Origin of the sequence: Mangrovibacter phragmitis, from assembly GCF_001655675.1 — a bacterium.
Lineage (GTDB): Bacteria > Pseudomonadota > Gammaproteobacteria > Enterobacterales > Enterobacteriaceae > Mangrovibacter > Mangrovibacter phragmitis.
Map to the genome: position 1 here is coordinate 134,111 of NZ_LYRP01000012.1, position 12,914 is coordinate 147,024.

Genomic DNA, 12,914 nt, shown 5'->3' on the forward strand with positions numbered 1-12,914 from the left:
CGCAAGGGAATATGACGATTTTTCCACCCAGGAAAACCACGGATGAACATGATCAATACCGCATACAGCGGGTTACAAACCGCCCAGATGGGCATGAACGTGACAGCGATGAATGTTGCCAATATGCTGACCCCGGGGTACAGCCGGCAAGGGATAGTGCAAAGCGCTGTCGGCCCTTATGGCACAGCTCAGGTTGGCAATGGTGTGCAGGTAGACAGCATTCGCCGCATATCGAGCCAGTATCTGGTAAGCCAGGTCTGGCACACCAGCAGCCAGGCCAGCTATTACCAAATCAACCAACAATATTTCAGTGCGCTGGAGCAGGTGATTGGCAATGACAGCACCAGCATTAGCAATGGTCTGGATGATTTTTTTAGCGCCCTGAGCGAGTTAACCACCCAGCCCGAATCCCCGGCGTTACGCCAGCAGTTTCTTAACCAGTCCCGTGCCCTGGCAACCCGTTTTAACAACACCCAGGACATGATTAATTCCCAGCGTACGTCAATTAACAGCCAGCGGGATGCTACGGTTTCTCAGGTGAATACTCTGACAACGGGTATTGCCGAGTACAACCAGAAAATCGCCGCCATGGAAAGCGCAGGTGGTAACAGCAGTGTGCTGCGCGACCAGCGTGACGAGCTGGTCAGGGAATTAAGCCTGTTAACCGAAGTGAACGTGGTGGAAGACAGCCAGGGCTACTACAACGTCAGTATGAAAAGCGGGCAGCCACTGGTCAGTGGCACCACTGCCGGGCAGATGAGCAGTAGCCGTGACGAAAACGGCCTGCCGGTATTAAGCCTGCAATTTGCCGATCACCACTTTCCTTTGCCGCCTTCTCCAGGAGGGCAACTGGGGGCGTTGTACGATTACGAAACCGGAACGCTGAATGCCATGGAAACGGCACAGCAGGGCATGGCGGAAGCGCTGGCGCAGCAGGTGAACGAGCAACTGGCACAGGGCTACGACCTGAATGGCAACCCCGGCAAACCGTTGTTTTCGTTTGACCCAGGCAACCCGGCAGGCATGTTACAGGTTAATACCCTCAGCCCTGACGAGCTGGCGCTTTCCGGCGCGCCTGCTGAGCCAGGTAACGGTGATAATCTGCAGTTCCTCCTGGCGATTCAGGAGAAAAAAATGGATCTCCCGGGGCTTGGCAATATGAGCCTGGCCGAAGGCAGCGCAGCGATGGTTTCAACGCTGGGCATCGCCAGCCGCAACAACCAGACGGAACTGACCGCCTCTCTCACCATTCTGGAACAGGCACTACAACAGCGCGATAACCTCAGCGCCGTCAACCAGGATGAGGAAGCCATCAACCTGCAAATTTACATGCAGGCTTATCAGTCCAATATGAAGGTCATTTCGGCAGGGAACCAACTGTTCAGTGATCTTCTCGGCCTTTTTTAACCAGGGAAGGAATGTTTCATGCGGGTAAGCAGCCTGAATACCAAACAGATGATGTTGTCGCAAATGCACAGTAACAATATGAAAATGAGCCAGATTATGCAGCAGTTGTCGACACAAAAGCGGGTCAATGTTCCCTCCGACGATCCTATCGCCGCAACGCGTATCAACCAGTTGCAGCGGGAACAATCCACCATTGCGCAGTACCAGGACAATATCACCCGGCTATCTGGTTCATTGTCGACCCAGGAGGCACAAGTACAAAGTGCCAGCGATCTGTTATGGGCGCTGAACGACACACTGTTGCAGGCAGCTAACGGCGCCAATGCAGATAAAAATATGCAGGGGCTTGGCCTGGAAATCAGTATGTTGCTTGATTCCCTGGTTGATACCGTGAATACCAAAAGCGCATCCGGCAGTTATGTGTTTGGCGGCACGAAAAACCAGACTGCCCCGATTCAGTGGGATGATGCCACAGAGCGTTGGGTATTTATGGGCAACCATAATTCCCGGGAAACCACGGTCGCCAACGGTGTTAATGTCACGGAAAATGTCCATCTGACTCAATGCCTGAGCCTGGGGGGAGATGACCTGGGATTACTGAATGAGTTGTATACGCTAAGTGAAAAAATGCAAGACCCGGCAGTGTCACCCGCCAGTTACCAGCAGGATATTCAGAACCTGCTTGATGCACTCAGTGATGCCCAGGACGGAATTGGGGCGATTTTTACCGAGCTGGGTGGCCGCCAGAACCAACTGACTCTGCTGCAAAATGCGCATACTGATGTCAGCATGGCGAACGGTCTGGTGCTGAGCGAACTGGCTGATGCGGATGTGGCGACATCGACCATTGAGCTGCAGCTCTATGTGAACGCGACCCAAATCACCTTCAAGGCCTGGAACATGGTCAACCAGTTGTCTTTATTTAACACGATGGGGTAACACACTATGCAGGTCAGTTTATCCCCAGCTAAAACCCGGTTGACGCAAACCGCGGCGGCGCACACCCACAAAATGCAGCAAGCCGCCCGTGTCAGCTCGCCTGCTCAGGTAACACCTGCGGCAGACTTTCCTGAACCGGCGCTACTGTCGCGCAAACCTGCTCGCTACAACATTCAGCTCAATGCGCAACTGACGGCTATTCAGCAGGCCGAAGATTACCTGCAGGGCCTGGAAGGTGTATTGCTGCATTACCGCCACACTAAAGGCCAGCCCGGTAGTCCATCGCGTGATACCGCAGCACTGCAACAACAACTGGCACAGCGTCTGCAACGATCCGCCGGTACAGTCGACCGGCAGTTGAACATCTCGCTGACCCGTGATTCACAAGTACACTTCAGTCTGGGATTCCCACGCGAAGTGTTCAGCCAGCCACAAGGCGAAACACTGATCTTTGCCGCCGGAAAAGGGTACAAACAGCTGGCGGCGGTAACGTTGCCAGAAGCGGCGTCGCCCCGGCAAATTTTGGCGCACCTTAATGCCAGCCTGGGCAAGTTTGGCATTCATGGCGAGTTCAGCCCGCGCGGCGAGTGCCTGTTTACGGCGGATGAGTCGCGTTGGGACACGCTGAAAGGGTCATTGCGGGTACGGGGGGAAGGGATACATTTTCCGGCAGACAGCTTTACGCTGTTATCGCCAGTTTCTCAGGCAAGCCCGGTTGACAGCCTGCAACAGTTAACCGGCCAGTGGGATAAACATGCGCGCCGGGAGGTTGAACAGGTGTTGCACCATATCACCCATCAGCAAACCACTCTGCGCCAGCATAAAGCCAGCGTCACTGAGCGGATTCGCGAAATGTCACCGGCACTGACCACGCAACATGTTCAGCAAACAGCTCAGGGTGTCGGGCAGCAACTTGCCAGCAGCCGTAATCATTTTGAACAACTGGCCCGGTCGCTGGCGGCGCAGGCCAATATTCCCCAGGCCACTGTCAGGCATTTACTCGGGTAACGCCAGGTTACCCGAAGTCGTGCGGCTTAGCGCGGTGGCAGGTAAATACCGCCGCTTTGCCAGACAAAGACACTTTGCCCGTCAATCACCAGCCGCCAGGTTTCAATTTCACGGCTGAGAAACAGATCCATCATGTTCTCCAGCATCAGATCATTTTTCTCTGTGGAGAACGCCACCGGGTGAAATTCGTAGAACCTGCGTTCGCCATCATTGCGCCGCATAATGAATTTACCCTGCATACGGAAGTTGTTGCCATCGGTACTGGCAAAGGTGGTAATCAATTCATTGTTAACAACTTTTGTTGTGAAATCATAGTGTTCACTTTTGCCCGAGCTGAGGTCATAGTAACCAAACGGGATAGTACCTTCCACGTTACCGCGCACCCCAACCCAGGTATACACGGCCCAACGATTCTGATACCACAGCAAGGCCACGATTGCGCAAACCAGACCGATAAGCACACTAATTTTTAGCGCAGGTCGCCAGGTCATGCATTTCTCTCCGGGTTTCTTTCAAAATCAAATCATTAAGGCGTTCTGTATTCACCCGCCAGTGGTGAATCACCATTACATACTGTTGCTGGCTACACGGGCCTTTAACAATAAAACTGTAATTCAGGGATTGCCCCAGCGTCTGGTAATACACCGACATGCTGGCGGACTTCTCGCTCAGTTCAGAATTCAGCGTATAAAACGTTTTCTGTAACCGGGCGAACAGGTTGTCCTGCCTGCTGCCACTCATATTTGGCTCTTCAATGCCATACAGGCGAATATTGCTGAACGCTTTTTCATTACTGCGATTAACATGTAAGTGCATATCATGGCGTTCTTGCCACCAGGTTTGCCCTGCAAGGAACACCAGCACCACGGCAGCAAACAATACTGACAGGTTAAGCGGGCTACGCAGCCAGCTTTTTTTAACCCGGACTTGCCGGGAATGGTGGGGAGCCAACGCAACTGACGCGGCCGCTATTTCGGCTGGTGGCACCGCTGGCATAGCAGAGTCTTCCGCATGAGACTCACCCGGTGTCGCCACAGGCGCCTCTTGCTCAGGCACTTCAGATGACGGGGGTTCAGCGGAGTCATCGGCTGTTTGCATGGCGTTTGTAGCAACGTCCGCCCTGATAAGGTCAGTCTGTAACCCAACCAGGTCTGCGGATTGGAAGGACAACCTCTGATTATCCTCAGCGGGGTTACTTCGTGGCTGTACGTGACAATATTCTGCAGACAGCAAATATCCACGCTTAGGTATAGTGCGGATAATGCGTTGTGTTTTGCCGTCATCTTCCAGAGCGGTTCGCAGGGCATGCACCGCGTTTGGCAGGCTGTTACTGCCTATCACCCTGTCCACCCAGACCATATTGGTGATATCTTCGCGGCTCAGTACCTTGCCGGCATGTTCAACCAGCACAGTGAGCAGGCGAAACTGGTACTCGCCAAGCTTGCGTAATTCACCTGTGTGGGCGTTAACAAGCGCGTTCGCTGATTCATCGATTAACCAGTCATTGATAAAATAATCGTGTTTATCCATCTTAAAACCAGTGGTCACAGACTATTCCCTTAAATGCATTTATTATCAGGTAAGCATGGCTCTTATGCGATTGCAACGCACCAGACAACGCAGAGCGCAACCAGGAATAAAACATTACCGACTCACGGCACCAGACACGGCCTGCTATGGCAGGTGGGGTATCCACCGATTTACCGCCTCCATTTGGGGTTGCAAAAGGGTGGCGGAAAATATACTCAAAAATCATGAAAAAGTTAATAATATCGCTGAATATGAGCTACATATTGTTAACTAAACTATATGCCAAAATTATAACACAGTAATATAAACTATTCATAAAACAGAATAGATGAATAAGATAACCAAAGAGGGGGCCATTTTTATTCAACCTGTTACTCATACACAACTTTGCGTTAATAACCCCCGCCTTCCGGGGTTCTCGTTATGCTTAACCAAATTAAACCTCACCAGGCCAGGCAGGCACAACAACAGGCCTTTACATGATGTATTATTCTTATTCCTGGCAGGTAGTAATAAGAATTTTCTTGACAGGCCAACGGCACGGCGCGAGAAGAATTAAACAAATAGCGCAAAATTTACATTTTTTTATCTTTTGTTTGTTTTAAAAATAACACATAAAAATCATGATGTTATGTAGTAATGGAAAAATTTCCATTTTTGGAAAAAAAGAATTTAATTTCTGGCGAGAATATTCCGTTTTATCCCAGTGACAGGAATTTACCTGATAACCAGGTCACAAGGAGATAAAACTTATGTCAATGTCCATTTTTACTAACGCTTCTTCCATGGCTGCTGTTAACGCAATGAACAAATCCAATAACATGCTCTCTACCGCCATGGAGCGTTTGGGTACAGGGAAACGTATTAACTCAGCGGCAGATGATGCGGCAGGGCTGCAGATTGCCACCCGTTTACAGGGCCAGGTCAGTGGTATGGCTGTTGCACAACGTAATATCAGTGACGCCACCGCATTACTGCAAACAGGTGAAGGCGCATTTGATGAAATGACCAATATTATGTACCGCATGAAGGACCTGGCAACCCAGGCATCGAACGATACTAACTCTTCAGCGGACCGCACAGCAATTCAGGCAGAACTGAACCAGTTGGGCATGGAGATGGGCAATATTATGTCCAACACGTCTTATGCCGGGGACAAACTGTTTGCTGAAGGAGGCAAGTTCGACAGCGAGCTGAATTTCCAGATTGGCGCCAGCTCTGGCGAAGTGATGAAACTGGATATCTCAGACCAACTCGAAGGGTTGCGCGGTGCGCTGGAAAACCTGATCCCTGAAGATGCCGATACCCCGGCCGTGGATGTCAGCAGTGCCGCCTCCGCCCAGGCGCTGATGGACACTCTGGAATCCGCTATTGATGATGTCAGCGCCATGCGTTCGACTTTTGGCGCCAACATCAACCGCCTGGGCCACTCCGCAGCGAACCTTGCGAACATGAAAGACAACACTGAGCTTGGCCTGGGCAACATTCGCGATGCTGACTTTGCGGCAGAAGCCACCAACATGACCCGCAACCAGATGCTGGCCCAAACCAGTATGTCGATGCTGCGCCAGTCCAACAGTATGTCTGGCATGGTGATGTCTCTGTTGGGCTAATCCTTGCGTAACACACCGTTTCCAAACACCGCTTCGGCGGTGTTTTTTTTACCGCGTTACTTCCGCTTTCACAAAACAGGGGGAAATTCACCTTCCCCGCTAAAAATTCAACTATTTGATTTTAAATAAAAAATAAGTTGGCATGCGCTTTGCAATCTATAAAACCATGAGGCGCAGGGTATTGCGGTAAAGCACCGTAGTCGCACATGCCAGCACCCGGTGGAAAGGAAAGGACGCGCACCTGTTTTTATTGTTTTAAGGGAAAAAATTAACCATGTCAGATTTACTCAGCCTTGATCCACAAACGCTGGCAACTCAACTGGCGTTTTACGATATCCAGCCCATGCAGAATGCGATTAAAACGCAAACCGCCACGCTGAATGCCCAGCAAACCGCATTGCGGGCCTTGCGTACTGCGCTGACAGATTTTCGCACCGCCATTCAGGGTATGAACCAGGCGGGCCAGAGCATGTTGCAAACCCAGGCGACCACCAATATGGCAGGCATTGCCAACGTCACCACCACCGATGCGGCACAAAAAGGGACCTACAACATTGAAGTGGACCAGTTAGCCAGCGCCCATCAAACCGGTTATGCCGGGCTGACGGACGAAGATATCCGCAATGCCAGCGGCACCATGACTATTGCGCTGGCAGGTGAAGAGCTGGATATCGACCTGTCTGAAATCGATTCCCTGGCCGACCTCGCCGCCGCTATCAACAACGCAGAAGATAACCCGGGAGTGACGGCTTCGCTGGTGCGCACAGATGGCAAGGTCATGCTGATGCTCAGCAGCGACGAAACCGGGGCAACCAATACGCTCGATGTACAAATCAGTGGTGATGACGCCACTCAGGCTTTGTTTGCCAACCCGGCTGAAATTTCCCCGGCTCAGGATGCTCAGTTTCGCATGGGCGAGGTGTCATTCACTCACAGCAGCAACACCATCGACAACCTGATTGACGGAGTCACTGTTGAATTAATTGGTGTTACTGATGGGAAGCCACTCACCATTCATGTGGATACCGATATCGATGCCACTAAAGACCAGGTAAATACCTTCGTTGATTCCTGGAACACACTGATGACCTCGCTCAATACACTGACCTCAAACGGCGCAGACGGTGAGCGTGGCGCCCTGGCGGGCGACCCGACAATCAGTGCCCTGCAACGCGACCTGAATACATTGCTGCGCAGCGATATTGATGGTTTCACCATTGCGGATTTCGGTATCAGCGCTGACCGCAATGGCAAACTCAAAATCGACAATGACACCCTGACCAAACAACTGCAGTCCAACCCGCAATCAGTCACCACATTTTTCAATGGCCCGGACGGCATGCTCAGCAAGATGGATAAATCCCTCGACCGCTACCTCAACAGCACAGACGGCCTGCTGAAAAGCCGCCAGGAAACGCTGGATCGCCGCCAGGAAGAAATTGATCGCAAAAGCGAAAAAATGAATACCCGTTATGACAGCGCTTACAACCGCTATCTGCGCCAGTTCACTCAGTTGCAGCAAGTCACGCTGCAAATGAACAGTACCATGAGCATGTTCGGCTTAGTTTAAGGAGGAACACCCGATGTACCACAACACAAAAGACTATTCAGACCACTATCAGGCATCTGACCTCGCGGTTCAGGTTGCCTCTGCCAACCCGCATCAACTGGTATTAATGCTGTTTGACGGCCTGCTGGATGAACTTGAACGTACTAAAAGCCACATTGTGGCGCGCCGTTTTGAACACAAAGCGGCCAGTGTGAACAAGTGTATCGATATCCTGAACGCCCTGACCAGCGCACTGGATTTCGACAAAGGTGGCGATGTAGCGGCCAACTTATCCCGGCTGTATGACTACTGCGTTTATCGCCTCTACCACAGCAGCCACGCGTTATCGGTTGAGCAGGTTGATGAAGTCACCCTGATTCTCCGCCAGCTCCAGCAGGGGTGGCAACAAATGGGCCTGCCGCATGACTAATCCACAGGCTATTTACCACCTGGCGACTGCATTGCGCCAGGCCGCCAGCGCCCACAACTGGGCGCAGGTGATCCAGGTTGACCAGCAGATTGCCACATTACTGAGTGACCTTCAGGGGGCGACACTATCCCCCGCGCAAAGTAAGGCGATTGATGTACTGCAAACCACGCATCGTCGGGTGAATACCTGGTGCCATCAGCAAAGCGAAGTGCTGCGCGGAAAAATGGAGCAAACCCGCAACAACCGAGAAAGAGCGGCAGCGTATGCCACATTTATGGATGAAAAGGACTTAGGTTAATGGCGTGGATATCGGCACCGGAACAAGGGCAGCACTGGCAGGATTCCCCTTCACTGCCAGAAAACAGCCTGCCGGCATACTCCGGCACAATCGCTTCCGGCACTGAGCAGGTACCGGAAACATTCTCCCATCTGCTGTTCAGTATGGAACAGGGTATTTTCCCGGTAGCAGCGGAGTCTGTGCTGAATGCTCCTGTATGCCCACAGGAACCGCTCATGGGCGTTAGCCTGAGTGATGAGCTAACTGCGCCCCGTGAAGTAGACCGGCTTCCGGGCACTTTGCTGCCTGCCAGTACTACAGTGCTCTCAGCGCCACAGGCCTCATTCGTGCCACCCATATCAGGCGTATTTTCTGTGGATGCAGCCCATATTCCTGCCGGTGAGCCAGAACGCTTTGCATCACTGGCTGTTACCGCAACGCTGCCAGCCACACGACAAGAGGTTGCGTGGGAAGCAGCAGGACAACAACCTGTTACCCCCGGTGATACCCGGCAGGCTCCTCACCAGCCCCAGGCGATGGAAACGATGACGACCATAGCCAGCATGGCAACACCGACAACCCAGGCAACATCAATGCCGGGCACCGGGCGTGACAACGCCAGTGTGGCCGGTCAACACCAGGCGTCTGTCGCGCCGGCACAACCGCCCATTGCCGTAGCCAGTCAGCCGGAGCCAGTTGCAACCGATGCCAGCCAGCGGCCTGCTGCGACTACGCCCACCCACCAGGTAAGTTCAGCGTACCAGCCGCAAACAGAACGGCTACAGGCCGCACTGGGTGCCAGGTTACAGATGCATATTGCTAACCGCACCCAAACCGCGCATATCCGGCTGGACCCGCCAGCACTTGGCAAAATCGACATTCACCTGCACCTGGAGCAGGGCCAGCTTCAGGTTGCACTGCACGCGCAACACGAAGACGTTGCACGGGCGCTCAGGCTGGTCAGCCACGGTTTACAGGAGCAACTGGCGGCTGACACCACGCAACGCGTCAGTGTTCAGATATCGACAGGCCATGGTCACTCGCCACGCCAGCCACAGGATGAGAGAACCCATCATCACTCCGATGAGAGCACTCCGGGTGCAGGTGTACTTACCCGGCAGGCCTCAGAAACACAGCAGGATTCAACCATCCTCCTGACGATATAACTCAGCGCAATAACAAGGAGCGTTATGAAACTCAAAGTCATTTTAGGTGCGGTGATATTAGCCCTGTGTGTTGCCGTGGGCAGCGCCGCACTCACTCTGTTCGGGTTACAGCATATGGAAAACCGGCCTGACAGGAACGAACAGACTACTGGCGATGCCCGCCGCGCCCGTACAGCTGATACCGTTGAATTTATTGAGATAACCAACCTGATTATCACCCTGAAAGGGATTCATGGTGAACCGCGTTATTTGTTACTGGAACAGGCACTGGTCACCTCGAACCCGGAGGATGCCCGGCGTACCCAGGCGTTACTGCCCGCGCTACGTGGCGCGGCTGTTGGCCTGCTTAATGGTCTGCCTTATCTGGATGTACGGGCCATGCCAGTAGAAACGCTCACGCAGCAACTCACCGCGCGTTACGACGAGCAACTTCAGCAACTCAACACCAGCAAGCCTTTTGAGGATGTCATCATCAGCAAAATGGTGTTCCAGTGAATAAGGACTACCGCATGAACACAACAAATGGATTTACTGAAGCGGCTCTCACCCCCGCTCAGGAAGCGCAATACCTCAATGACTGGCTACCCCTGGTGCATAAAATTGTGAAACAGATCAGCTGGCAGGCCAGTGGGATTATCGATAAAGACGATATGGAACAAATTGCGTTGATGGGGCTGCTCGCTTCACTGCGTCGTTATGGCGTACCCGATGAGCAATTTCCCGGTTATGCCTCCCAGCGCATTCGTGGCGCGATTCTGGATGAATTGCGCCAACAGGACTGGCGCTCCCGGCGGCTACGCCAAAAAAACCACCAGCTCAGTGATGCTATCAGCCGTTTAGTCAGCAAACTGGGTTATGAACCGCGGGCAGAGGAAATTTGTGAACGCCTCAATATTTCTGCTGATGACTACATGGAATACCAGCAACTGGAATGCGCTAAAACGCTGCAAAGCCTGGATGAACTGTTGTCTTCATCAACCCATCACGCAGTGCTGGGAAATACCTTTTCCTCACGGAAACTGGACGATGAAATCGAGATTGCCGACCTGCTGCGCCATGCACTGAGCAGCCTGGAACCACGCGAACAACTTATTCTCACCCTCTATTACCAGCAAGAGATGAGCCTGAAAGAAATCGCGCTGACGCTCAACCTGACAGAAGCACGGGTTTGTCAGATAAACAAAAAACTTGCCTGGAAGATCCAACATTTTTTTGAGAAACAGACATGCAAAAATTTATCGGCTTAATCGTCATTATGGTTTGTGTTGTCGGGGGATTCCTGATGTCTGGCGGCAGGATGGCCGCGTTCTGGCAACCCGGTGAAATCATTATTATTTTAGGGGCTGGTTTTGGCGCGACAATGCTTGCCAACCCGCGCTCAGTTCTGCAGGAAATGTACCGCCAGTTTCGTGGTGTACTGCGTAAAAATGAATACACAGATGAATACCAGCGCCAGTTACTCATGCTGCTCTTCGAGCTGCTGGAACTGGTACAGGAAGGTGGCCTGAAGACGCTGGATGAACATATTGAAGTGCCAGAAAATAGCGCGTTATTTCAGAAATACCCACGCATTATGCGTGACAAAGCGCTGGTCACATTTATTTCCGACAACTTTCGCCTGATGGCAATGGGAAAAATCAACGAACATGAACTGGAGGGCCTGCTCGAACAGGAGCTGGGCGCAATGGAAGAAAACCTGCTGTTGCCATCACGGTCGTTGCACCGCACTGCTGAAGCTATGCCGGGTTTTGGTATTTGTGCCGCTGTTCTGGGGATTATTATCACCATGCAGTCCATTGACGGTTCCATTGCGATAATTGGCGTGAAAGTGGCCGCCGCTCTGGTGGGGACTTTTCTTGGCGTGTTCTTCTGTTACTGCCTGATGGATCCACTGGCGAATGCGATGGAGCAACGCACGAAAAAACAGCTGTCTATTTTAGAGTGCGTCCGTACCGTGCTGGTCAACCATGTGGCCGGGAAACCCACCTTACTGGCGGTGGATGCCGGGCGAAAAATGTTGCCCATGGACGCCAAACCCACCTTCGCAACGCTGGATGGCTGGGTTAATGCAATGCAGGATGACGCCGGATGAAAAAGCACAATGGCCACAGTACCACAATCATAAAGCGTAGCGCCCGACGCAGCCATGCGAGTCACCATGGTGGTGCGTGGAAAGTTGCCTTTGCCGATTTTACCCTGGCCATGATGGCACTTTTTATGGTGTTGTGGATTATGGGGGCATCTACCGAAGAAGAGCGTCATGAGATAGTTGCTATGTTTTATACCGATACGCTGTTCGATATTTTTTCTTCCCGTGAAACACCGGCAGGCAGCGATACACTGCCGCTGTTCGACCCTGGCGGAAACCCGTTGCCAGTGGCGCAGGCTACTACAGCACCTGCTCTGGAGCCAGAAACGCCTCAGGCGCGGGAAGCACGTTCACAGCGGGAAATTGAGGAGCTGGCGCGTTTAATTGCGCAAATCACCTCGGCGTATAATGCCCAGTCTAACCTGCATATTGAAATCGTACCCCAGGGGTTACGTATTCTGATAACCGATGACCAGCAGCGGGAAATGTTCCAGCGCAGCAGCGCAATTCTGGCACCCTTCTTCCAGCGGTTGTTAAGCGAATTTGCCCCTGCACTGAACACCATTGAGCACAAAATCATGATAACCGGCCATACCGATGCCACCCGGTATCGTGACCAGCAGCGCTATAACAACTGGAACCTCTCTGGTGACCGGGCGTTACAGGCGCGACGGGTACTGACCGATGCCGGGCTGGACGAACAGCGCATTGTGCAGGTCAGTGGCATGGCCGACCAAATGTTGTTTCACCCCGAAGACCCGCACCATGCCGCGAACCGGCGCATTGAAATTATGGTACTGACACATTCAGCGAGCGAAGCGCTGTACCAGTTTTTCGGCCACCACGGGAAAAACGTTGTGCGCCCCATTATTGATAAAATCAGCCAGGTCTCTGAATAACCCGGCT

Annotated in this window: 14 protein-coding genes; 12 read left to right on the forward strand and 2 right to left on the reverse strand. The window is 52.5% G+C overall.

Going from position 1 to position 12,914, the window contains the following annotated elements; genetic code table 11:
- The first annotated feature begins 42 nt into the window (after window positions 1–42).
- The 3 genes from flgK to A9B99_RS10905 are packed head-to-tail and all read left to right on the forward strand — an operon-like array spanning window position 43 to window position 3,354.
- Window positions 43–1,407 carry a flagellar hook-associated protein FlgK gene (gene flgK, locus A9B99_RS10895; protein WP_064597398.1) on the forward strand — a complete coding sequence of 455 codons (1,365 nt, stop codon included), beginning with the start codon at window positions 43–45 and terminating at the stop codon, window positions 1,405–1,407.
- An 18-nt stretch (window positions 1,408–1,425) separates the two neighbouring features.
- Complete coding sequence (gene flgL, locus A9B99_RS10900) at window positions 1,426–2,346, forward strand: flagellar hook-associated protein FlgL (protein WP_074388791.1); 921 nt, start codon at window positions 1,426–1,428, stop codon at window positions 2,344–2,346.
- Window positions 2,347–2,352: 6 nt separating this feature from the next.
- Complete coding sequence (locus A9B99_RS10905; RefSeq protein ID WP_064597401.1) at window positions 2,353–3,354, forward strand: hypothetical protein; 1,002 nt, start codon at window positions 2,353–2,355, stop codon at window positions 3,352–3,354.
- A 26-nt stretch (window positions 3,355–3,380) separates the two neighbouring features.
- On the opposite strand, the gene A9B99_RS10910 is transcribed toward A9B99_RS10905, so the two are convergent.
- Entirely contained in the window at window positions 3,381–3,845 is a 465-nt protein-coding gene (locus tag A9B99_RS10910) for a hypothetical protein (protein ID WP_064597403.1), read from the reverse strand.
- Window positions 3,817–4,884, reverse strand: coding sequence for a transcriptional regulator (locus tag A9B99_RS10915; protein WP_064597405.1), 1,068 nt, complete (start codon window positions 4,882–4,884; stop codon window positions 3,817–3,819). The genes A9B99_RS10910 and A9B99_RS10915 overlap by 29 nt, the downstream gene beginning before the upstream one ends.
- A 752-nt stretch (window positions 4,885–5,636) precedes the next feature.
- Here A9B99_RS10915 and A9B99_RS10925 point away from each other — a divergent pair.
- From A9B99_RS10925 to lafU, 9 genes are all read left to right on the forward strand, one after another.
- Entirely contained in the window at window positions 5,637–6,497 is an 861-nt protein-coding gene (locus A9B99_RS10925; protein ID WP_064597409.1) for a flagellin N-terminal helical domain-containing protein, read from the forward strand.
- A 274-nt stretch (window positions 6,498–6,771) separates the two neighbouring features.
- Window positions 6,772–8,067 carry a flagellar filament capping protein FliD gene (fliD, locus tag A9B99_RS10930; RefSeq protein ID WP_064597412.1) on the forward strand — a complete coding sequence of 432 codons (1,296 nt, stop codon included), beginning with the start codon at window positions 6,772–6,774 and terminating at the stop codon, window positions 8,065–8,067.
- 13 nt (window positions 8,068–8,080) lie between these two features.
- Window positions 8,081–8,476, forward strand: a complete 396-nt coding sequence (fliS, locus tag A9B99_RS10935; protein WP_064597414.1) for a flagellar export chaperone FliS — start codon at window positions 8,081–8,083, stop codon at window positions 8,474–8,476.
- Window positions 8,469–8,774: a hypothetical protein gene (locus A9B99_RS10940; RefSeq protein ID WP_064597416.1), complete on the forward strand. Its 306-nt coding sequence runs from the start codon at window positions 8,469–8,471 to the stop codon at window positions 8,772–8,774. Before fliS ends, A9B99_RS10940 begins: the two co-directional genes overlap by 8 nt.
- On the forward strand, window positions 8,774–9,919 hold the full coding sequence (locus tag A9B99_RS10945) for a flagellar hook-length control protein FliK (RefSeq protein ID WP_064597417.1): 1,146 nt from the start codon (window positions 8,774–8,776) through the stop codon (window positions 9,917–9,919). The genes A9B99_RS10940 and A9B99_RS10945 overlap by 1 nt, the downstream gene beginning before the upstream one ends.
- Before the next feature lie 24 nt (window positions 9,920–9,943).
- Window positions 9,944–10,414 (forward strand): flagellar basal body-associated FliL family protein, encoded by a 471-nt coding sequence (locus A9B99_RS10950; RefSeq protein WP_064597419.1) that lies wholly within the window; start codon window positions 9,944–9,946, stop codon window positions 10,412–10,414.
- A 14-nt stretch (window positions 10,415–10,428) separates the two neighbouring features.
- Window positions 10,429–11,166, forward strand: a complete 738-nt coding sequence (locus A9B99_RS10955; RefSeq protein WP_064597420.1) for a FliA/WhiG family RNA polymerase sigma factor — start codon at window positions 10,429–10,431, stop codon at window positions 11,164–11,166.
- On the forward strand, window positions 11,145–12,011 hold the full coding sequence (gene motA, locus A9B99_RS10960; RefSeq protein ID WP_064597422.1) for a flagellar motor stator protein MotA: 867 nt from the start codon (window positions 11,145–11,147) through the stop codon (window positions 12,009–12,011). The genes A9B99_RS10955 and motA overlap by 22 nt, the downstream gene beginning before the upstream one ends.
- Complete coding sequence (gene lafU / locus A9B99_RS10965; RefSeq protein ID WP_064597424.1) at window positions 12,008–12,907, forward strand: putative lateral flagellar export/assembly protein LafU; 900 nt, start codon at window positions 12,008–12,010, stop codon at window positions 12,905–12,907. The genes motA and lafU overlap by 4 nt, the downstream gene beginning before the upstream one ends.
- Window positions 12,908–12,914: the final 7 nt, after the last annotated feature.